Source organism: Herbaspirillum autotrophicum (assembly GCF_001189915.1).
Lineage (GTDB): Bacteria > Pseudomonadota > Gammaproteobacteria > Burkholderiales > Burkholderiaceae_D > Herbaspirillum > Herbaspirillum autotrophicum.
The window spans coordinates 1-22,354 of the sequence record NZ_LFLS01000006.1 but is presented as its reverse complement, the minus strand read 5'-3'; the positions used below and the strand labels follow the sequence as shown (position 1 = coordinate 22,354).

At 57.3% G+C, this 22,354-nt stretch carries 19 protein-coding genes; 6 read left to right on the top strand and 13 right to left on the bottom strand.

Annotated elements, in window-relative coordinates; genetic code table 11:
- Positions 1–53 precede the first annotated feature (53 nt).
- From AKL27_RS06375 to mfd, 3 genes are all read right to left on the bottom strand, one after another.
- Positions 54–416 carry a DUF4870 family protein gene (locus tag AKL27_RS06375; RefSeq protein WP_050461965.1) on the bottom strand — a complete coding sequence of 121 codons (363 nt, stop codon included), beginning with the start codon at positions 414–416 and terminating at the stop codon, positions 54–56.
- A gap of 24 nt (positions 417–440) precedes the next feature.
- Complete coding sequence (serB, locus tag AKL27_RS06370; protein ID WP_050462119.1) at positions 441–1,283, bottom strand: phosphoserine phosphatase SerB; 843 nt, start codon at positions 1,281–1,283, stop codon at positions 441–443.
- 70 nt (positions 1,284–1,353) lie between these two features.
- Complete coding sequence (mfd, locus tag AKL27_RS06365) at positions 1,354–4,794, bottom strand: transcription-repair coupling factor (RefSeq protein ID WP_050461964.1); 3,441 nt, start codon at positions 4,792–4,794, stop codon at positions 1,354–1,356.
- A 192-nt stretch (positions 4,795–4,986) separates the two neighbouring features.
- Between mfd and ispD the strand changes: the two genes are divergently transcribed.
- The 3 genes from ispD (at position 4,987) to AKL27_RS06350 (ending at position 6,563) form a co-directional block, all read left to right on the top strand.
- The gene (gene ispD / locus AKL27_RS06360; protein ID WP_198155898.1) at positions 4,987–5,697 is read left to right on the top strand and encodes a 2-C-methyl-D-erythritol 4-phosphate cytidylyltransferase; all 711 of its coding nucleotides are present in this window, start codon (positions 4,987–4,989) and stop codon (positions 5,695–5,697) included.
- The gene (gene ispF, locus AKL27_RS06355) at positions 5,694–6,194 is read left to right on the top strand and encodes a 2-C-methyl-D-erythritol 2,4-cyclodiphosphate synthase (RefSeq protein ID WP_050461962.1); all 501 of its coding nucleotides are present in this window, start codon (positions 5,694–5,696) and stop codon (positions 6,192–6,194) included. Before ispD ends, ispF begins: the two co-directional genes overlap by 4 nt.
- Positions 6,195–6,356: 162 nt before the next feature.
- Positions 6,357–6,563 carry a cold-shock protein gene (locus AKL27_RS06350; RefSeq protein WP_050461961.1) on the top strand — a complete coding sequence of 69 codons (207 nt, stop codon included), beginning with the start codon at positions 6,357–6,359 and terminating at the stop codon, positions 6,561–6,563.
- A gap of 289 nt (positions 6,564–6,852) precedes the next feature.
- Here AKL27_RS06350 and aceB read toward each other — a convergent pair whose 3' ends face one another.
- On the bottom strand, positions 6,853–8,439 hold the full coding sequence (gene aceB, locus AKL27_RS06345) for a malate synthase A (protein WP_050461960.1): 1,587 nt from the start codon (positions 8,437–8,439) through the stop codon (positions 6,853–6,855).
- Positions 8,440–8,599: 160 nt separating this feature from the next.
- Between aceB and AKL27_RS06340 the strand changes: the two genes are divergently transcribed.
- Positions 8,600–9,517, top strand: coding sequence for a LysR family transcriptional regulator (locus AKL27_RS06340; RefSeq protein ID WP_050461959.1), 918 nt, complete (start codon positions 8,600–8,602; stop codon positions 9,515–9,517).
- A gap of 11 nt (positions 9,518–9,528) precedes the next feature.
- Here AKL27_RS06340 and AKL27_RS06335 read toward each other — a convergent pair whose 3' ends face one another.
- Complete coding sequence (locus AKL27_RS06335) at positions 9,529–11,010, bottom strand: hypothetical protein (protein ID WP_050461958.1); 1,482 nt, start codon at positions 11,008–11,010, stop codon at positions 9,529–9,531.
- Between the two features lie 176 nt (positions 11,011–11,186).
- Entirely contained in the window at positions 11,187–12,602 is a 1,416-nt protein-coding gene (locus AKL27_RS06330; protein ID WP_050461957.1) for an aminotransferase-like domain-containing protein, read from the bottom strand.
- A gap of 152 nt (positions 12,603–12,754) precedes the next feature.
- Here AKL27_RS06330 and AKL27_RS06325 point away from each other — a divergent pair, with 152 nt between their 5' ends.
- Both AKL27_RS06325 and AKL27_RS06320 read left to right on the top strand, forming a co-directional pair.
- Positions 12,755–14,053, top strand: a complete 1,299-nt coding sequence (locus AKL27_RS06325) for a hydroxymethylglutaryl-CoA reductase, degradative (protein ID WP_050461956.1) — start codon at positions 12,755–12,757, stop codon at positions 14,051–14,053.
- 84 nt (positions 14,054–14,137) lie between these two features.
- Positions 14,138–15,370, top strand: a complete 1,233-nt coding sequence (locus AKL27_RS06320) for an ABC transporter substrate-binding protein (protein WP_157056819.1) — start codon at positions 14,138–14,140, stop codon at positions 15,368–15,370.
- 52 nt (positions 15,371–15,422) lie between these two features.
- Here the strand turns inward: AKL27_RS06320 and AKL27_RS06315 are convergent, their stop codons facing one another.
- The 7 genes from AKL27_RS06315 to AKL27_RS06285 form a co-directional block, all read right to left on the bottom strand.
- Positions 15,423–16,118: a hypothetical protein gene (locus AKL27_RS06315; protein ID WP_050461955.1), complete on the bottom strand. Its 696-nt coding sequence runs from the start codon at positions 16,116–16,118 to the stop codon at positions 15,423–15,425.
- Positions 16,115–16,477, bottom strand: coding sequence for a DUF1801 domain-containing protein (locus AKL27_RS06310; RefSeq protein WP_050462117.1), 363 nt, complete (start codon positions 16,475–16,477; stop codon positions 16,115–16,117). The genes AKL27_RS06315 and AKL27_RS06310 overlap by 4 nt, the downstream gene beginning before the upstream one ends.
- Positions 16,478–16,616: 139 nt before the next feature.
- A complete protein-coding gene (locus AKL27_RS06305) occupies positions 16,617–17,345 on the bottom strand; it encodes an ABC transporter ATP-binding protein (RefSeq protein WP_050461954.1) in 729 nt (242 codons plus the stop codon).
- 1 nt (position 17,346) lies between these two features.
- Entirely contained in the window at positions 17,347–19,329 is a 1,983-nt protein-coding gene (locus AKL27_RS06300; RefSeq protein WP_050461953.1) for a branched-chain amino acid ABC transporter ATP-binding protein/permease, read from the bottom strand.
- 4 nt (positions 19,330–19,333) lie between these two features.
- Complete coding sequence (locus AKL27_RS06295) at positions 19,334–20,224, bottom strand: branched-chain amino acid ABC transporter permease (protein ID WP_050461952.1); 891 nt, start codon at positions 20,222–20,224, stop codon at positions 19,334–19,336.
- A 224-nt stretch (positions 20,225–20,448) separates the two neighbouring features.
- Entirely contained in the window at positions 20,449–21,600 is a 1,152-nt protein-coding gene (locus AKL27_RS06290; protein WP_050461951.1) for an ABC transporter substrate-binding protein, read from the bottom strand.
- Between the two features lie 165 nt (positions 21,601–21,765).
- Positions 21,766–22,173, bottom strand: coding sequence for an acyl-CoA thioesterase (locus tag AKL27_RS06285; protein ID WP_050461950.1), 408 nt, complete (start codon positions 22,171–22,173; stop codon positions 21,766–21,768).
- Positions 22,174–22,354: the final 181 nt, after the last annotated feature.

Genomic DNA, 22,354 nt, shown 5'->3' with positions numbered 1-22,354 from the left:
AAACATATCGTCCGCGCCGTCGTTAAGCCAATGCCGTCGTGCCGCCCGTCCGGTCAAACCGGCATGGCCTTGCTCTGACTCAGATCGAGCGCGCCCTTGATCAGGCGATACGCCTTCCAGATCCACGCCAGGCTCCAGATCAAGACCGCCAGCGGAATGCCGATGATGGTGATCCAGGCCACGAAACCGACTGCGCCCCACAGCAGGAACCACCAGAACGAGCGGATCTGCCAGCGATGATGGCTATAGACAAAGGTATCGGCGGCGTCGTCACGCTTGAGGTAGTTGATGATCAGCGGCAGCCATGACAACAGGCCGAGTGAAAACACCAGACTCAGGCCATGCCCGATATACAGCCACAGTGCCCAGTCTTTGGCCGATTGCGTACGTGCGTCAAATACCAGTTGTTCTGTCATCTGCATCTCCTTCTTGATGTCGGGTTACCCCAGTATATTCAAGATGCCGTCCAACCCGACAAAATTCAAGGCCACGTCAGCTTGTGCCCGCACCACCGGTTTGGCGCGGAACGCCACCGACAGTCCGGATACCGCCATCATCTTGAGATCGTTGGCGCCGTCGCCCATGACAATCGCCTGCGATGCCGGCACATTCAGTTCGCGGCAAACGCGCTCTACCGTCAGCCGCTTCTCTTCCGCATCAACCACACCGCCAAGTACTTTGCCGCTCAGTTTGCCATCCACCACTTCCAGCACGTTGGCGTGTGCGTAGTCGAGACCCAGACGCTGTTTCATGCGTTCCGTGAAAAAAGTGAAGCCGCCCGATACCAGCAAGGTTTTCAAACCCACCGCCTGCACCGCCTGCAACATCCTCTCGGCACCCGGCGACAAACGCAGCCGCTCGTCATACACGCGTTGCAAGGCGCTGGCATCGAGCCCTTTGAGCAAGGCCACGCGGCGCGCCAGACTTTCGCTGAATTCGAGTTCACCGCGCATCGCGGCTTCGGTGATTTCTGCCACTTGCGGCTTCAGGCCCTGCATGTCGGCGATTTCATCAATGCACTCAATCGTGATCAGGGTCGAATCCATATCCATGGCCACCAGCTTGAAATCAGCCAGGGAACGCCCCGCCGCGATAAACGCATAATCGACGCCGGCGGCCAGACAGGCGCTGTCCATCTGTGCCTTGAAGGCATCCGTCACCTGCACACCTTCATAGCGTCGCGCCTGTTCGCCGAGCGTGACTGTGCGTTGCGGTGCCGCCGCGTTGACGAGGGTGTCGATGGCATTGAGTGCCGCTGTTGGTCCTTGCAGAATCAGATTCATCTTTTTGCTGACGGTGTATGCCGTCTTATCAGTAATCAATAAGGGTAATGTTCACAGGCGCTGCCGGCGCTCAACCGGTCAGCGAACGCATGGTGGCCTTGAGCTGCGTCACGCGGGCGGTCAGGTCCGGCATGTTGACGGTGATGCGCAACTTGTCCTGACCGTTGAGTTTGACGTGGCGATTCTTTTGGATCAACTCGATGATGCGCATGGCGTCAATCGGCGGGTTCGGCATGAATTGCAGCAAGGCCGATTCGGAATGGGCATCGATCTTGACGATGCCCAGCGGTTTCGCCGCCACCCGCAAGCGGTGGGTTTCCACCAGCGCACGCGCCACTTCCGGCAATTTGCCGAAACGGTCAATCAATTCTTCCTGCAAATCGTCGATGGCTTCCTGCGTCTTGCAATTGGCCAGACGTTTGTACAGCGACAAACGCTCATGCACATCGCCGCAATAATCATTGGGCAGCAAGGCCGGCACATGCAGATTGATTTCGGTGGTGCTCGCCAGCGGCGCGGCCAGATCCGGCTCCTTGCCGTTCTTGAGCGAGCGCACCGCTTCGTTGAGCATGTCGGAATACATCTGGAAACCGATCTCATGCATTTCACCGGATTGATTGTCACCCAACACTTCACCGGCACCGCGAATTTCCAGATCATGCATCGCCAGATAAAAGCCGCTGCCCAGTTCTTCCATTTGCTGAATCGCTTCCAGCCGGCGCTGCGCCAGCTTGGTCAAACCCTTCACGTCATTGACCAGCAGATAAGCGTAGGCCTGATGATGTGAACGTCCGACCCGGCCGCGCAACTGATGCAACTGCGCCAGGCCGAATTTGTCGGCGCGATGCATGATGATGGTGTTGGCGGTCGGCACGTCGATACCGGTTTCAATGATGGTGGTGCACAACAGGATATTGAAGCGCTGCGCCACGAAATCGCGCATCACTTTTTCCAGATCGCGTTCATGCATCTGACCATGCGCCACGCCCACGCGGGCTTCCGGCAACAAGGCTTCGAGCATCGCCTTGCGGTTTTCAATGGTATCCACTTCATTGTGCAGGAAATACACCTGACCGCCGCGCTTGAGTTCGCGCAGACAGGCTTCGCGAATCGTGGACTCGCCCTCGCTGCGGACAAAAGTCTTGATCGCCAGGCGCTTTTGCGGCGCCGTGGCGATGATCGAGAAATCGCGCAAGCCTTCCAGCGCCATGCCCAGCGTGCGCGGGATCGGCGTTGCCGTCAGCGTCAAGACATCGACCTCGGCGCGCAACGCTTTGAGCGCTTCTTTCTGGCGTACGCCGAAACGGTGTTCTTCATCAATGATGACCAGACCCAGCCGCGAAAACTTGATGTCATCCGACAATAATTTATGGGTACCGATCACGATATCCAGCGTGCCGTCGGCCATGCCCTTGATGGCCTGGGTAATTTCCTTGCCGCTGCGAAAGCGCGACAGTTCGGCAATCCGTACCGGCCAGTTGGCAAAGCGGTCGGCAAAGGTTTGTGCATGCTGCTCGGCCAGCAAGGTAGTCGGCGCCAGAATCGCCACCTGCTTGCCGCCCATGACCGCGACAAACGCGGCACGCAAGGCCACCTCGGTCTTGCCGAATCCGACATCGCCGCAAATCAGCCGGTCCATCGGCTTGCCGCTGGTCATGTCGCCGATCACGGCATTGATGGCGGCGGCCTGATCAGGGGTTTCATCAAACCCGAAACTCTCGGCAAACGCTTCGTAGTCGCGCGCCGAATACTGGAATGCATGCCCTTGTCGCAACGCGCGCCGCGCATACAGATTCAGCAATTCGGCAGCGGTATCGCGAATCTGCTGGGCCGCCTTGCGTTTGGCTTTTTCCCATTGGCCGGAACCGAGCGAATGCAGCGGCGCATCTTCCGGCGCGGCACCGGAATACCGGGAAATCACGTGCAATTGCGAAACCGGCACATACAACTTGGTTTCCTTGGCGTATTCCAGATGCAGGAATTCGGTCTCGCCCTCGCCCAGGTCCATGCTGATCAAACCCATGTAGCGGCCGATGCCGTGATTGGCATGCACCACCGGATCGCCGATCTTGAGTTCCGACAAGTCGCGCACCATATGCTCGACCTGCGTCACCGCCTCTTGTTTCTTGCGCCCGGCACGGCGACCGGACCCGGCATACAGCTCGGTTTCGGTAATGAACACGACTTGTTCCGACGGCAATTCGAAACCGGCATGCAATGGTGCCACGCCCAGCATCAGCGGTTGTTCCGATGCGAGGAAGCCGGCATAGTCATCGCACAGCACCGGAAACAGATCGTATTCCTTGAAATACTGTTGCAGCGTTTCGCGCCGGCCATTCGATTCGGCACACAGCATCACGCGCTTGCTGGTCTGCAGCAAGTAGGAACGCAGATTGGTCAACGGATCGTCGAGCCGGCGATTGACGGCAATGTTCGGTATTGCCGCCGACCATTCGGAAGCGGCATCCTCGTTTTGCAAGGTCCAGCGGCCGTAAGGTTTCAGTGCCGAGAAAAAATCTTCATCGGTCAGAAAAATGTTTTCCGGCGGCAGCACCGGCCGTTCCCGGTCCGACTTCAAAAACTGATAGCGCGAACGGGTATCGCTCCAGAAACGCTGGATGGCCTGATCAATGTCACCGGCGGTGGCAAACATGGTATCGGCCGGCAGGTACTCGAACAACGTTGCCGTCTGTTCGAAAAACAAGGGCAGGTAATATTCGATACCGGCGGCGGCAATGCCGTTGCCCATGTCCTTGTAGAGTGCCGAACGCGACGGATCGCCCTCGAACAATTCGCGCCAGCGGCTGCGGAACGATGTGCGCGCCGCATCATCCATCGGAAATTCGCGGCCCGGCAGCAAACGCACTTCGCGCACCGGATACAGCGAGCGCTGGGTGTCGGCATCAAAGGTACGGATGGTTTCGATCACATCACCGAACAGATCCAGCCGGTACGGCAGTGGCGAACCCATCGGAAAGATATCGATCAACCCGCCGCGCACCGAATATTCGCCGGGCGACATGACTTGCGTGACATGGGTATAGCCGGCCAGCGTCAACTGCGACTTCAGCCGCGCTTCATCGAGTTTCTCGCCCTGCTTGAAGAAAAAAGTATAGCCCGCCAGAAACCCCGGCGGCGCCATGCGCAACAACGCGGTCGTGGCCGGTACGATCAGCACGTCACAATGGCCGTTCTGGACTTCGTACAGTGTCGCCAGACGTTCCGACACCAGATCCTGATGCGGCGAAAATGCATCATAAGGCAGGGTTTCCCAATCCGGCAGCAAATGGCAGCGCAGCGCTTCCTGATCTTCTTGCTGAAACCATGGAATTTCGGCGCGCAGCCGTTGCGCCTCGGTCGCCCCGGCCACCACAATGGTCAGCATGCGCCGTTCGGCCTTCAGCACCTGCGCCGCCTGCGCCAGCAAACAGGCGTCGGACGAGCCATGCACGGCAGGAGGAACGAAACGGACGCCGGGTTTTGGAAGAGTTTTTTTCAGTTCAAAGGACATCGAAGGCGAAGATAATATCGGGCACGGGTAAGCAGCACGGCACAAACACTGTACAAATGCTGCAACCTGCGCCGGATTTGGCTTTAGAATTCAGCCTGACATTATAAACTGCCAGCGCCACCCTGCACGCCGTCCCCTCACCGTTCGGCAATAGCGGTCGCAATGGCATGCCAGACCCATGATTGGCCCGATATGAGCACCATCTCTCTGCCCCGCCGCTTTGCCCTGATTCCCGCTGCCGGTGTCGGCACGCGCATGAGCGCCAGATTGCCGAAACAATACATGATGCTGGCCGGCAAACCGATGTTGCAATATGCACTGGATACCTTTGCCGCCAGTGACCTGATTGCCCATACCTTCGTGGTGGTCAGCCCGGACGATGGTTATATCGACGATATGCTGTCGGCCTTGCCGCATCTGCAAGGCACAGTGACGGTACTGCGACATGGTGGCGACAGCCGCCAGCAAAGCGTGCTCAATGGCTTGCATGAGATCCGCACGCAACTTGCCGATCACGACTGGGTCCTGGTGCACGATGCGGCCCGGCCATTGCTGGACAACATCATGCTGGAACAATTGATCACGGCCATCGATGGCGACAAGGTCGGCGGTCTGCTGGCGTTGCCGATTGTCGACACCCTCAAGCGCAGCCACACCGGCCGCGTCCAGACCACCGTGTCACGCGACGAATTATGGGCGGCGCAAACGCCGCAGATGTTTCGCTACGGCCTGCTTACCCATGCGCTGGAACGCGCCATGATCCGCAGCGAAGCCGTGACCGACGACGCCAGTGCGATTGAAATGCTGGGCATGCAGCCCAAGCTGGTGGCCGGCAATCCGCGCAATTTCAAGGTCACGCTGGAGCACGATATCGCGCTCGCGGAAATTTTCTTAAAAGGATGACAATGTCTTTTCCATTTCGCATCGGTCAGGGTTATGACTGTCACGCCCTGGTGCCGGACCGCAAGCTGATCATCGGCGGCGTCACCATTCCGCATAAAACCGGGCTGCTCGGTCATTCCGATGCCGACGTGTTGTTGCATGCCATCACCGATGCCTTGTTCGGCGCTGCCGGCCTCGGCGATATCGGCCGTCATTTTCCGGATACCGATGCCCGCTTCAAAGGCGCCGACTCGCGCGTATTGCTGCGCGCCGCCGCCGAACGCCTGACGGCAGCCGGTTATGCCATTGGCAATATCGACGCCACCATCATTGCGCAAGCCCCGAAAATGGCGCCGCATATCGGGCAAATGGTGCAACACCTGGCGGCCGATCTCGGGATTACCGCAGAACAAGTGAACATCAAAGCGAAAACCAACGAGAAACTGGGCTATCTGGGGCGCGAAGAAGGCATTGCCGCCGAGGCAATTGCCCTGCTCTATAAGCCGACTGCAAATTAAATTGCACATCGAACATTAAAACCGCTTGCGCAAGCAATTTAATCGGTATAATTCAACGGTCGTTAAGATTCGAGCTGGTAGTGCGGTATTAGTCTGTCATTCCTCTCTAGGTTTAAACGATATAACGGGTTCACGCCCACATTAACTTAATTAGGAAACATCATGGCAACTGGTATCGTAAAGTGGTTCAACGACTCGAAGGGCTTCGGCTTCATTACTCCTGACGAAGGCGGCGAAGATCTGTTCGCTCACTTCTCGGCTATCCAATCGAGCGGCTTCAAGTCCCTGAAAGAAAACCAACGCGTTACTTTCGAAGTAACTACTGGTCCTAAGGGCAAGCAAGCATCGAACATCCAAGACGCTTCGTAATATCAAGCGACTGAAGATGTAAAAAGAATCCCCGACATGTCGGGGATTTTTTTCGTCTGTCGCTTTGCAGTTCCTGCGACAGGCCTTCCCGATCCGGCATCCCGCCAGACCGCGCACAACGCGCCCTGTGCCACGCCAGCACATATCAGCACCCCGAATGCAAACAGGGCCTGTCATGAGGACAGGCCCTGCTCATATGCCTTGCCAGGTATTACGCCGGCATGGCACTGATACCGCGATACGTCGCGTCATGCATCGCCGCCACCGGAGATGCAATCCGCCATCGCCATCAGATTTCTTCGTACAACGGCAAGGTCAGGAATTCCGCGAAGGTGTCAGCGGTCGACATTTCTTCAAAGATCTTGGCCGCGCGATCATAGGTCGGGCCGTCACCGGCGATCGACTTCACCTTGACCAGCTCTTCCGGAATCATGGCGCGTACCATATCGGCAGTCACCTTGCGGCCATCTTCCAGCTTGCCCTTGCTGCTGCGAATCCACTGCCAGACCTGCGCGCGGCTGATTTCGGCAGTCGCGGCATCTTCCATCAGGTTGTGAATCGGCACACAGCCGTTACCGGCCAGCCAGGCACCCAGGTAGTGGATACCGACGTTGATGTTGTAACGCAGGCCGGCTTCGGTGATCGGGGTTTCCGGTTGGAAATCGAGCAAGTCGGCAGCCTTGACATTCACATCAGGACGCTGCTTTTCAAACTGGTTAGGCTTGTCGCCCAACACATCCACAAATTCCTTCATCGACGCCTCGACCAGACCCGGGTGGGCAACCCAGCCGCCGTCGTAGCCGTCAGTCGCATCGCGGCGCTTGTCGTTGATGATGCCTTGCATGGCGATGGCATTCTTTTCCGGATCGTTCTTGATCGGGATCAGTGCGCTCATGCCGCCGATGGCCGGAGCGCCACGCTTGTGACAGGTCTTCAGCAACAGCAATGCGTATGCACGCATGAACGGCGCCGTCATGGTGACCTTGGCGCGGTCGGCCAGACAGAAGTCCTTGTCGTTCTTGAATTTCTTGATGCAGGAGAAAATGTAATCCCAGCGGCCGGCATTCAGGCCCGCGCTGTGTTCGCGCAGTTCATACAGGATTTCATCCATTTCAAAAGCGGCAGTGATCGTTTCGATCAGCACGGTCGCCTTGATGGTGCCTTGTGGCAGGCCGATTTCATTTTGCGCCATGACGAAAATGTCGTTCCACAGACGCGCTTCCAGATGCGATTCCATCTTTGGCAGATAGAAGTAAGGACCGGCGCCGCGTGCCAGTTGTTCTTTGGCGTTGTGGAACAGGAACAGCGCGAAATCGAAAATGCCGCCGGAAATGCGCTTGCCATCGATCGTCACGTGCTTTTCATCGAGATGCCAGCCACGCGGGCGCACCACCAGTGTTGCCACCTTGTCATTGAGCTTGTAGCTTTTGCCGTTCTGTTCCAGCGAAATGGTCTTGCGGATTGCATCGCGCAGATTGATCTGACCGGAAATCTGATTGTCCCAGACCGGCGAATTCGAATCTTCGAAGTCGGTCATGTAGCTGTCAGCGCCGGAATTGAAGGCGTTGATCACCATCTTGCGTTCCACCGGACCGGTGATTTCGACGCGACGGCATTCGAGGGCTTTCGGAATCGGTGCAATCTTCCAGTCGCCACTGCGGATGGCGGCCGTTTCCGCCAGGAAATCAGGACGCTCACCGGCATCCAGACGCAAGGCGCGCGCGGTACGCGCTGCCAGCAATTCCTGACGACGTGCCGCGAAGGCGCGATCCAGTTTGGCGACCAGCGCCAGTGCTTCCGGGGTCAGAATCTGTTCGTAACCGGGCTTGATTTCACCGGTGATTTCCATGCCTGCTGGCAGTGTCAATTGCGTCATGCTGTTCTCCGAGATAGAAACAATGAGGGTGTGGTTGTTTTATTTGGTACCTAAGTATATTTAAACTAAATCACCATGAGTGAAATGTTTTATCACTTTATCTTTGCGTTTTAGTCACAAGTGAGAAGATAATGCCAAAGCTCCTGTTGAGGTTACCGTCATGGACCAGTTCAAGCAAATTTCCACCTTCGTTGACGTCGCCGCCAAAGGCAGCCTGTCGGCCGCTGCACGTGCCGAAGGGATCGCCCCGGCCATGATCGGACGGCGGCTGGATGCGCTGGAAGAACGACTCGGCGTCAAGTTGTTGCAAAGAACCACACGCAAGATTGTACTGACCAATGAAGGCGCGGCCTTTCTGGAAGATTGCCAGCGCATTTTGACCGATCTGGAAGATGCCGAATCATCGGTCTCAGAACGCAGCGCCCGCGCCAGCGGCAATCTGCTGATTTCGGCCCCGGCCGGATTCGGACGTCAGCACGTGGCGCCGCTGGTGCCGTCATTTCTGAGCGAACACCGCGATGTCACCCTGACCCTGAACCTGAATGACCGCATCGTCGACCTGATCGGCGAAGGTGTCGACGTGGCGATCCGCATCGCCGCCCTCACCGACTCCAACCTGATCAGCGTCAAACTGGCCGACAATCACCGAGTCGTCGTGGCGGCCCCATCCTATCTGCGCCGGTACGGCACACCCGAGACACCGGACGACCTGAGCCGCCACAATTGCCTGGCGATCAGCAGCGAAGGCAGCCAGCGCGGCTGGACCTTTCGTCATCAGGGGAAAAACAGCATCTTCAAGATTACCGGCAACATGGTCTGCAATGATGGCGAAGTGCTGCATAACTGGGCGCTCAACGGCAAGGGACTGGCGTGGCGCTCGATGTGGGAAGTCGGTTCGGCGATTGAATCAGGACAACTGGTGACCGTGCTCGACAAATTCGCGGCGCCCGGCAACGACATCTATGCCGTATTTGCACAACGACGTCACTTGCCGTTGCGCATCCGGGCCTTTGTCGACTTTTTACGGCATGCCTACGCACAGCCCGACTATTGGCGCTACAGCGCCGGCAGCCCCTGAAACGTTGCGCTTCAGCGAGCCGGTTTCAGCTGCGTCAGCAAATCCTGGATGGTCGCGGTCTGGTTCGGCTCGGTGCGATCTTGCTCCAGCTTGCCCATGAAATACTTCATTACCCGCTTCGACTGGCTCAGTGACTCACTGAGCGTGGCATTGACCCGCAAACCGTCTTTGTACTTGATATTGGCGGTCGTGCTTTGGCTATCCTCTATCTGCGTGTAGAAATAATTTTGCGATTTTTTGTCGTCCGTCAGTTGCAGCGGTCCGCCATTGAGCGAGGAATGGTAACTGGCGCTCAAGCCCGATTTGCGCTGCTGTTCGACCACATAATTCTTTTGGTTGCGGCCCTTGATGCTGCTGCGCTGCGAGGCGTCATAGGAAAACGTATCGGTTTCATTCGGCCGCATCGGATTGACCGACTGCACACTTTGCCGGACCCCTGCCGTGAAGTCGGCCAGGCCGCTCAAGGCTTTGCGATCGGCGGCATCGAGCGAGACCGGATTGCCGGCTTCGGCATCGGCCTTGGGAGTGACGGCATCGTAGCTTTTGTTCAATGAGGCAAATGCATCCTTGAACATCGCAATCAGCGAGGCATCGGCGTTACCGCGCGTTTTTGCCTCATCGAACTGTTGCAGATAGTCGCGCATTGCCGCCGCCTGTTGCGTCGCGCTGCCAAGGATTTGCAGATTCTTCGTGTCCACCTTGAGATCGATGGCACCGGCGGCACCGCTGGTGCTGATGGTGCGCTGCGCATCATCCACATGAAAACTGAGCGACTGGTTATCGCCGGTTTCGGTTTTGACGTTGGCCTTCAAGTCGAGCGCTGACAATACATTGGAATCGAATTCCATCAATCCGCTCAGATCAAGCGTGGGCGGCTGCGCAGCCAGGCCATCGATGGCTTTCTGGAAACCGCCGGACAATTTACCGAGTGCTTCCATTTCGCGCTCGCTCAGCTTGCCGTTGGTGACCCGCGCCTCGATGCCCAAGCCATTGGCCTGACTGCTCAAGGTCAACTCGACCATGGTGCCGTTGGCCGTCTTGATGCTCAGTGAAATCCGGTTATCTGCGGCAGCATGCAATTGCTTTTGCATCAGGCTTTCGACTTCTGCGCCCGGTTTCGTGTCTGCATCAAATTGCAGCGCCGATTGCGCGAAGTCGCTGCCACTGCTGCTGAGCTGCTGCATCAAGGCTGCGCCCAAACCGTTGAAACGCACTCCGAGCATGGATGACGAAGAATTTCCCAGCAGCGCGAAGGTCAGCGCATCGTTCGATTTGCGCTCCAGCAGCGGCGGCGACGATTCCGGCTTGCCGGTATAGATCAGCGGATCGAAGCCATAGTTGGCCGGTGTTTGCCCCAGTTTGACGGTGGTCGATGACGATGCGGTCGCTTGCGCCCTGGTGGCCGGTGTCGCATTGACGGCCGGGATGGCCGATGCGGATGCCGACGCGATGGCAGGCAAACTCAGTGAATCCAGAGGCGATAAGGTAGTCATGGACACAGCACCATCCGTAAAAATGCAAGAATTAGAATGACTACGACAATTTCCTCAAAAACTTAAGCGCGCGCTCCCGATCAATTGTAGTGAAAGTGTAATTTCCTGAATAATCGACCGATCAATGCAAAAAAAACACATCGTCGAATACCCCGTCAATCCCGCACATTTTCGGATCAACCGCTGCGCCTGGCCGACGACTCCCGCATCGCTGCCGCAAATCGCGGATCGCTGAGCAAGCCGACGTTATAGCGCGACCATGACACCGGTGCTTCGGTATCGATATGGAAAATGCTGCCCGGCGCCGTGACGATATGCTTCCCCATCAATTCCCGCGCCAGCGCCTTGGCATCGGTATAGCCGGGCATTGCCGCCCACACATATAAGGACTGCGTCGGCGCGCCAAACAAGTCGGCGCCCCACTGCTCCAGCAACCGGCGCGCCTGCTCGGTGGCCTGCGTCAGACGGTCACGCAAACGCGCGGTATGGCGATTGAAATGGCCTTCGCTCAAAATGACATCCAGCGTGCGCTCGCAGTATTCGGAACTGCTGACGTGCACCAGCATCTTGATATCGGCCAGATCGCTGGCCAGATCGCGGTGGCAGGCAATGAAGCCGACCCGCAGCGCGGCCGATACCGATTTCGAAAAACTGCCGATATAAATCGTGCGCCGCAATTGATCCAGCGTCGAGATGCGTGGCGCCGATACCGGTTTGAAATCCGCCAGCGGATCGTTTTCAACAATGATGGCGTTGTAGCGATCCGCCAGTTGCAACAATTGATGCGCCTTGTGCGGCACGGTATCGGAACCGGTCGGATTGTGGGCCAGCGTCTGGGTGAAGAACAGGCACGGCTTGCCGCCTTGCAGCTCGCGCTCCAGCACCGCCAGATCGGGACCATCGGCCAAGCGGGGAATACCGATGATGCGGGCGCCGCTCAATTTCAGTTTGCCGAACAACATGTAATAGCCGGGCTCATCGACCAACACCCGATCCCCCGGCTTGACGAAATTGCGGATCACGATATCGAGTGCCTGATTGGCGCCGTGCGTCAGCACAATCTGGCTGGTGGCCGCTTCGATGCCGTAACTGGCCAGCTTGTGCATCAGATGCTGGCGCAATGGCAGATAGCCGAACCGGCTGCCGTAACCGAACAAGGCACCGAGGCCGGTGCGCACCACCTTTTGATGAAACTTGTCGAGCCGCACTTCGGCCAGCCACTCCAGCGGCGGAAAGCCGTCGCCGATGCGCAAGTGACCGGGATCGCTTTTCAATTGTTCACGCATCAGCCACACCACATCCATGGCGCGGCTGAGTGAACTGGGCTCGTCTTCTTCCTTGCGTTCCGGCAGCGCCGCACACACGAAAAAGCCGGCACCGCGGCGCGGCTCCAGCACTCCCAAGGCGGCCAGATGATCGAAGGCATTGACCACCGTGTTCTTGGCACAGCCATGCGTGCGCGCCATCTCGCGTATCGACGGCAAGCGCCCGCCCGGCTGATATACCCCCTCCTTGATCTGCCGCTGTACCAGCGCCACCAATTGCTGGGTCAGGCCGCGGTGGCTGTCGTTATGATCAGGTTCGAGTGCCATGTTTATTCTCCGATGTTGCAACGCAGGACGACTGTCTTGGGTACAGTTGAATGACTGTTGGCCGAAAGTGTACCAATATTTATAGGTACAGCCTGCTATTCTTGCATCCATTCCCTCCTCACTCACCAACAAGACATACGAGACGCCCCGCCATGACCATCGATTCCCGCCTTCCCAACTTCCGCTCGCTGACGCCCGAAGCGCGTCTGCAAGAAATCGTCAGCCGCGCCAACCTGAACGCCGAAGACCTGGCCTTGCTGAACAATCCGGCGGCGCTGCCACTGAAGTTGGCAAATGGCATGATCGAAAATGTGATCGGCACCTTCCAGTTGCCGCTCGGCGTCGCCGGTTACTTTCAGCTCAACGGCAAAGATGTGCTGGTGCCAATGGCAGTGGAAGAACCTTCGGTAGTAGCTGCTGCATCATTCATGGCGAAACTGATCCGCGATTGCGGCGGCTTCCAGACCTCCAGCAGCGAACCGCTGATGCGCGCGCAGGTGCAGGTGATCGGCATCACCGACCCGCATGGTGCGCGTCTGGCGATTTTGAAAGATCGCAAGGCCATCATCGATATCGCCAACAGCCGCGACAAATTGCTGGTCAGTCTGGGCGGCGGCTGCAAGGACATTGAAGTCCATGTATTTCCAAGCACACCGCGCGGCGCGATGGTGATCGTGCATCTGATCGTCGACGTGCGCGACGCGATGGGCGCCAACACCGTCAACACCATGGCCGAAGCAGTCGCGCCGCATATCGAACAAATCACCGGCGGCAAAGTACGGCTGCGCATTCTGTCGAATCTGGCCGACTTGCGACTGGCACGCGCGCACGTGCGGGTATCGCCACAGGCCTTGACTACCGCCGACTACGACGGCGTGGATGTGATCAACCGCATTGTCGATGCCTATGCTTTCGCCGCCATCGACCCCTATCGCGCCGCCACCCACAACAAGGGCATCATGAACGGCATCGATCCGGTCATCGTCGCCACCGGCAATGACTGGCGCGCGGTGGAAGCCGGCGCCCATGCGTATGCCTGCAAGAACGGCAGCTACACCTCACTGAGCACATGGGAAATTGCCAGCGACGGTTATCTGGTCGGCACCCTCGAAATCCCGATGCCGGTCGGCCTGGTCGGCGGTGCCACCAAGACCCATCCGATGGCGCGTCTGGCCCTGAAGATCCTGAACATTCAATCGGCACAGGAACTGGCAGAAGTTGCGGTAGCCGTCGGCCTCGCGCAAAACATGGCGGCGCTGCGGGCGCTGGCGACGGAAGGTATTCAACGTGGCCATATGGCACTGCATGCGCGCAATATCGCGCTGGCAGCCGGCGCCGCCGACAACGAGATCGATTGGGTCGTACAACAAATGGTCGCCGCCAAAGACGTGCGCGTCGATTTTGCGGTCAAGCTGTTGCAAGACAAGCAGTCACTGAAACAGGCAAGCTGAAACGATAAGCTGACAATTATTGCAGCTTCACATGCGCGAGCAGCGCACGATGGCATGCACCATCGCTATAACAAGGAGACATGAATGAAATTGAACACCGGAAAATTGCAACTGAACACGCTCGCGGCGCTGATCGCCGGCTCCACCCTGCTGTGCGCCGCCGGCGTCACGCAGGCGCAAGTATCGGACAACGCGATCCGTATCGGTTTCATCACCGACATGTCCGGCCCCTACGCCGACACCGATGGCCTCGGCGGCCTGGAAGCGATCCGCATGGCGGTCGCCGACGCCGGCGGCAAAGTGCTGGGCATGCCGATCGAAGTCATGTCGGCCGACCATCAAAACAAGGCCGACATCGCCGCCACCCGCGCCCGTGAATGGTCTGATCAGCGCGGCATGGACATGCTGATCGGCGGCGTCAATTCCGCAGCGGCACTGGCCATGAATAAAGTGATGGCGGAAAAGAAACGGGTCTACATCAATATCGGCGCCGGCTCGGCCCGCCTCACCAATGAAGAATGCACGCCTTACACCGTGCATTACGAGTACGACACCGTGGCGCTGGCCAAGGGCACCGGTGCAGCAGTGGTCAAGCAAGGCGGCAAGTCGTGGTTCTTCCTGGTCGCCGATTACGCCTTTGGTCACTCGCTGGCCAACGACACTTCAGCCGTGGTCAAGGCCAATGGCGGCACCGTAGTCGGCTCGGTCAAGCATCCGCCATCGTCGTCCGATCTGTCGTCCTTCATGTTGCAGGCGCAGGCATCGAAAGCACAAATCCTCGGCCTGGCCAATGCCGGTGAAGACACCATCAACTCGATCAAGGCTGCCAAGGAGTTCGGCATCACCAAGACCATGAAGCTGGCCGGCCTGCTGATGGTGATCAACGACATTCATGCGCTGGGACTGGCCAATGCCGAAGGCTTGCTGATGACGGATAGCTGGTACTGGGACAAGGACGAAGCCTCGCGTCAGTTTGCCAATCGCTTTTTCCTGAAAATGAAAAAGATGCCAAGCACCCATCAGGCTGCCGCCTACTCCGCGACCGCGACTTACCTCAAGGCCGTAGCCGCCGCCAAGACCGATGACCCGACCAGGGTCATGGCGCAATTGAAGAACATGAAGATCGATGACTTCTACAACAAGGGCTACATCCGCGCCGATGGCCGCAACATCCACGACATGTACCTGTATCAGGTCAAGTCGCCGGCCGAATCGAAGAAGCCTTGGGATTATCTGAAGCTGGTGACGACGATTCCCGGTGAGCAGGCATTTACTACCGTGGCGGAATCGAAGTGTAGTTTGTTGAAGCAGCAATAAGATGCTGACGTGCCGCCATCCCCGGAAATGTTTCCGGGTGGCGGCACCGCTGTCACGGCAGCGAAAACGGCAAGCCCATCACCGAGGTCTCATACAAACGAAACTGAACCTTTGCCGGATCGATCTCCGGATACTGCTGTTTGATACTGTCCAGGTAAATGTCGAAATCTTCCCGCGTTTCCGGGTAATAACGCCATGGCATCGGCGCCGTCGCACAGTCCAGCCAGAAATGGCCGACATAGACAATGTCGCCGGCGGCCACGGTGAATTTTCCGGCTTTGGATTTTCCATCCTGCACAAGATTATCTTTGTTGCCCACAAAATAGCCGACATTCGATACCGATTTTCCGAGCTTGATACTGAAGCCGGTGAGCGAATACTCGCCGGGCTCAATGAGATAGACATAATTGGCAAACCGGTTTTTTGCCGGCAAGAACGTATCGTCTTTCACCAGTAAATCCGGTGCCGCATTGGCAGCCGTCTTCGGCAGACCGAGGTTATCAAATGCCAGGTACTGCAATTGCGCATTCTCATATGCGCCGCACCCCCATTTGCGGCTCCAGTTGGCCGACATGATGACCACTGCTTTGGTCGCGCCCTGTTCAGCATAGCGTCCCGGCGACAATGCCTCGGCAACCCCACCGGCGTGACTGGCAACCGATAGCACCGCTGCTGCCGCGAACAGCAACGCCGAGAGCATATAAGCGCGTGTGAACTGCGCTGTCACTGGTCGTGTCTTGTTTTTCATGTTCCACCTCCCGCTTTTTCAAATGCTTGCCGCACATGTTCCCGCACATGCTTGCGCCCGATATCATCAACGCTCAGCAACTTGATATGCCGCCGCAGCTTACCGTTGCCTTCGAGTACGCCATGGGGATCATCCAGATCACAGCCGCGGCTGAACTCCAGCGACACGTGCGCGGCATACGCAAAAATGCCGCAGAACGGCGTGGCGACGGAAAACAGCAGACCGCCGTATTTGACTTCTTCACCGGCACCGGCGGCGGCCTGATGCACCGCGTGGCGCAGTGCCGTCACCAAGGCATGGATGTCGTGATTGGCCAGATGCAGATCGGATAACAGTGCTTGTATTTTCTTGTCGTTCATATGTATATCGAGAGTCAATCCGAGGCCAGGCGGCGCGCCATAAAAAAAGGTGCGCATTGCGCACCTTAATCAAATTTCAAGAGGTATGTCTCCTCCTTAATATACTCCGCGTGCACCCCTCTCACGCGGACGTATCCTGTCAGTGATGCTGCCCGCCGCCCAGATATGCTGCCTGTACCGCCGGATCATTTTGCAGTTTGTCGGCCGGACCGTGTACCGAGATCTTACCGTTTTCGAGTACGTAACCGTAATCGGCAACATTGAGGGCGGCCGCTGCAAACTGTTCTACGAGCAACATCGTAACGCCTTGCTCCTTCAGACGCAAAATAATTCTGAAGACTTCATCCACCAGAATCGGCGCCAGCCCCATCGATGGTTCGTCCAGCAGAATCACTTCCGGATTGAGCATGACGGCGCGCGCCATGGCCAGCATTTGCTGTTCGCCGCCCGACAAGGTGCCGGCCAGTTGCGTTTGCCGTTCCTTGAGACGCGGAAACAGTTCCAGTGCGCGTTCCAGATCGTGTTGAATGTCGCCCTTGGGACGCGCCCGGGTAAAGCGCGGGAAAGCCCCCAGCAACAAATTGTCAGTCACGCTCATGGTGGCAAACACGCGCCGTCCTTCCGGCGAATGCGCCAGACCGGCACGCGCAATCTTGTGGGAATCAAGACCGGTGACATCTTTACCGTCCAGTACCACGCTGCCGCCTTTCGGCTTGATCATGCCGGAAATGGCGCGCATGGTGGTGGTCTTGCCAGCGCCGTTGGAGCCGATCAGTGTCACCACTTTACCCTTGGGCACCTCCATCGAGATGCCGTGCAATACTTCCACCTTGCCATACGCGGCATGCAAATTCGAAATCTTCAACATGTCATGCCCCCGCTTGATTGGATGCCGTTGCGTCCGGCGCCGTGACGTCCGGACCTGCAAGATCTGCAACACTGCCACCCAGATATGCCTCGATCACTTTCGGATCGGCCTGTACCGCTGCCGGTTTTCCTTCGGCGATCTTTTGACCGAAGTCGAGCACGGTCACGGTATCGGAAATCGACATGACGACATCCATGTGATGTTCAATCAGAATGATGGTGATACCGCTTTGACGAATCTTGCGGATGATCGCCACCAGTTCCTTGATGTCCGGCGCGGTCAGACCGGCCGCCGGTTCATCCAGCAGCAACAGGTTCGGATTGAGACCCAGTGCACGGCCGATTTCCAGCAGGCGCTGTTTGCCGTATGGCAGATTGCGCGCTTCTTCGTTGGCCAGATCGGCCAGACCGACGAATTGCAGAATCGCCGCCGCCCGCACCCGTGCTTCGCGTTCTTCACGCTTGTAGCGCGGGGTCTGCACCATGACATCGAACACGTTGCTCTTGAAGGTGTGATGCAAACCGACCAGCACGTTTTCGGTTGCCGTCATTTCACCGAACAACTGTACGTTCTGGAAAGTGCGCGCCACGCCGCCGAGCGCAATCGCCGATGGCGTCGCACCGGAAATCACCACGCCATTGAATTCCACTGCGCCATCAGTCGGTTTATAGATGCCGGTCAGCACGTTCATCATGGTGCTCTTGCCGGAACCGTTAGGTCCGATCAAGCCGTGCACCGAGCCCTTGACGATGTTCAGGTCAACGCGGTTCAAGGCTTTGAGACCACCGAACTGCATCAACACCTGTTTCGCTTCCAGCAGATTGCCGGTACCTTCAGGCAGGGCTTCGCTGCTGGCCCATGCCTGATCGTCGGCCACCACCACCGGTGCCGCCGCGACCGGTTTGGCGCGGCTGAACAGATTGCGCACAAAGCCGACAATCCCGTCTTGCAGGTAATACACCACGAACAAGGTCATCAAGCCGAAAATCGTCAGGCGCCAGTCGGTGATGTTTTCCAGCCGGTAAGAAAACAGGGCCATGATCACGGTCGCCACCACCGGCACTGCAATCTCACGCACCGTCTTGCGTTTGCGCAGCACCATCGCCACCCCGCCCACTACCACCACGATGGATGCTACGGTAGCAATCCGCCGGAACAGTTCAATGTCCGACAACAGGCTCGGCAGCATGACCACGATGAAGGCGCCGATCAGCGAACCGCTACGCGTCTTGCGGCCGCCCATGATGACCGCCAGCAAGAACAGGATGGTCAGTTCGAAGTTGTAGGTATTGGGCGAGATGTACTCTTCCGAATAGGCATACAAGCTACCGGCCAGACCCGCCAGTGCGGCGCTGATGATGAAGGCGTACACCTTGTAGCGATACACCGATACACCCATGCAATCAGAGGCAATCGGACTGTCGCGCAAAGCTTGAAACGCGCGTCCCAGATTCGATTTCAGGATCCGGTGGACGACAATCAGCGACACCACCATCAAGGCCGCGACCAGATAAAAATATTCCACCTCATCGAGTTTGGTGCCGCCAAAACTTGGTTTGGCCACCTTGATGCCCATCGGACCTTCGGTCAGGAAGGTCATCTCATTGATCAGGATCTGGATGATGGTGCCGAACGCCAGCGTCACCATCGCCAGATACGGGCCGGTAACCCGCAATGCCGGCAACGCCAGAATCGCGCCGAAGATTGCCGTCACCGCAATACTGGCCGGCGCCGCAATCAGGAACGGCAGGCCGAGCTTGAAATACAGCACGCCGGTAGTATAGGAACCGATACCGAACAGGCCGGCATGACCGAGCGACACTTGTCCGGTATAGCCCACCACGATATCCAGCCCGAACAACAGGATGGCGTAAATCAGGATGGTTTCGGCCAGATGGATGTAATACGGATTGGGCACCAGTTGCGGAAACGCCACCAGCGCTGCCAGACCGATAATGGCCAGCAATAGAGTTTTCTTGTTCATGGTGTCAGACCTTCTTGATCGCAGTTTTGCCGAACAGGCCTGCCGGTTTGATCGCCAGCACCAGCAGCAACAGCACCAGTCCCGGAACTTCCTTGTAGCCGGTCGACACATAAAAACCGGTCAGCGTCTCGGCAATGCCCAGGATCAGGCCGCCGACAATCGCGCCCATGCCCGACGTCAGACCACCGATAATTGCCACCGCAAATGCCTTCAGACCAAGCGAGGTGCCCATGGTGGCACCGGTCAGCGTCAGCGGCGCTACCAGCACGCCGGCAAATGCTGCCGTGGCCGAAGACAACGCATAGGAAAACGTGATCACCATGCTGGTATTGATCCCCATCAAACCAGCTGCATCGCGGTCATTGGAGGTCGCCACCACGGCCTTGCCGTAAATCGATTTGCGATTGAACAGTTCCACCGCCAGCATCATCGCCAGCGCGCCGACCACCACCAGCACCTGCATCGGCTGCACATTGGCGCCGAAGATCTGAAATGGCGCTGCCGACAGCGGGCTCGGGAATGGCAAGTCATCCTTGCCCCAGATGTTTTCGGCGACGTTCTTGAAGATGATCGCCAGTGCAATGGTCGACATGATCCAGCCGAATTCAGACTTGATCTTGATCGCCGGCCGCACGCCGATCCATTCCACGAACATCCCTTGCAAGGCGCCAAATACCAGTACGATCGGTATCATCAGCCAGTAATTGACATACGGTCCGCCATGAATCGAGCCGACCAGACTCAGGCCCACCAGCGCGCCCAGCATCAGCGACTCGCCCTGCCCGAAATTGAGTGTGCCGGAAGTGGCGAAGGTGAGCTGATAACCGAATGCGATCACCGCGTAGATCATGCCTAGCGCGATGCCGCTAAATACAAGTTGTAGCAAAATTTCCATTGTTGTACCCAAGAAGCGATTGCCATGTTGCGGTAGAAATCCGTGGCGCTTGCGCCTGCCAGCGAGATCGGATTGCGGCCATGCCGGCGATGCAGCAGATGTGCGCAATATCAATTCGCCACAGCCAGACGACCGCGGATTTTACGAAAAAGGCCAGCCCCCGGATCTCAAGGACTGACCTTCTGTCACTGACGATTCACGTGTTCGGTGAATGTCGTTGATGCTTACTTGCCGAGAACGACGCGGCCGTTCTTGACCTCACCGATCACGACCATGTTAGGTTTGATCGCTTCATGGTCAGCATGGGTAAATGGTTTGTCATAGGTAGTCACGACGCCGTCGACCTTGGTATTCAGGCTTTCCAGTGCAGCGCGCACCTTGTCGCCGTCAGTGCTGCCGGCTTGCTTGATGGCGGCAGCCAGCAACTGGACCGAGTCGTAACCTTGAGCAGCAGACACGGCCGACGGGATACGGTCAACCTTGTAGGCTTTTTGGTAGGCTTCAATGAAGGCTTTACGCTTTGGCGTATTGCCATCCTGAATGAAGGTTTGCGGCATGCGGGCACCGTTGCCGTTCTTGCCGGCGTTATCGATGAAGTTACCCATCGCCAACGGCCAGCTGCCGATGATAGGCACGTGCCAGCTCAGCTTTTCCATCCCATTGGCGATCTGCGCCAGTTCCGGGCCGATACCGTAGGTCAGCACCACTTGCGCGCCGCCTTGCTTGGCCTTGAGCAATTGCGCCGTCATGTCGACGTCTTTGATGTTGTACTTCTCGACCGCTACCGGGGTGATCTTCTTCGATGCCAGGACTTTTTCCAGATCTTCACGACCGAGCTGGCCGTAGTTGGTGGAGTCGGCCAGAATCGCGACCTTGGTGTACTTTTGCTTGTCGACTGCTTCATCGGCAATCATCTTCGACTGAATCACGTCGCTGGCTGCAGTACGGAAGATGTAATTGTCTTTGTCTTTTTCGAATTGCTTGGTGATCACGCTGCCGGTCGCCACGTTGTTGATCACGGGGATCTTGGCTTCCTGATAGAAACGCTGCGATGCCAGCGCCACGCCGGTGTTGATGAAACCGACCGTAGCGACAACCTTTTCCTTGTTGATCAGTTCTTGTGCGACTTGCACGCCGCGTTCGTTCTTGGCTTCATCGTCGCGTTCAACCAGTTGCAACTGACGTCCCAGCACGCCACCGTTGGCATTGATGTCGGCCACGGCCAGCTTGACGCCGTCGCGCATAGACACGCCCATCGGGGCAGAGCCTCCGGTGAATGGACCGGATACGCCGATCTTGATCGGATCAGCGGCAACCGCGGCGAGCGAAAGGCTCATCAGCGCAGCAGCAACCAAGGCTTGTGTCTTGTATGTCATTGTCATCCTCCTGGGGGTTTAATAATTATGTTGGTCAGACCATCTGGCAGCAGACTGACTCGCGAACGGCCCGGATACATTGCCGGCAATGCAATTGCTTTACGTGGCTAAAGTGTCAAGGCGCATTCTTGAGGCTGATTCTGTCGTATCTACCTTTCTCGAAACTTACAACGGAGTCAGGATCTTGCGTATCGCCTCTGGCAACGGAACCGATTTTTCTTGTTTGTAGTTGACCCAGACGATCTTTGCAGCACCTTCAGCATAAAGTATTTCGGGCTGATCAATGCGCCGTATCTGATACGTAGTTTCCACACTCGAACGCCCCGGTTCGCCGGCATGCATATGAATTTCGAGGTCGCCCGGATACTTCAGCTGGCGCAGAAAAGTGCAATGGGCATTGACGATCACCGGCCCGTGCCCATCGTCTGCGATGCCTTCGGCGGTATCGAGCCAATCGATACGGGTCTGTTCCATATAACGGAAGTACACGGTATTGTTCACGTGGCCAAAGGCATCCATGTCGCCCCAGCGTATTTTTATGCGTGAAATATAAATCAGTTTCTTGTCCGTCATTTACCCGGCCTCTCTCTTTCCATTAATAGTTGTTGAATATTTTTCATCTTTAGACTGCAAGAATTTTCTTGCGAACGACCACTCGCCATTCGAAACAATTCCGCCGCGCATCCATTTGTGAATGAGTGAACACTGAAAATCAAATAAAATACGCAGCATTACTTGAGAATGCTAGCTTTCT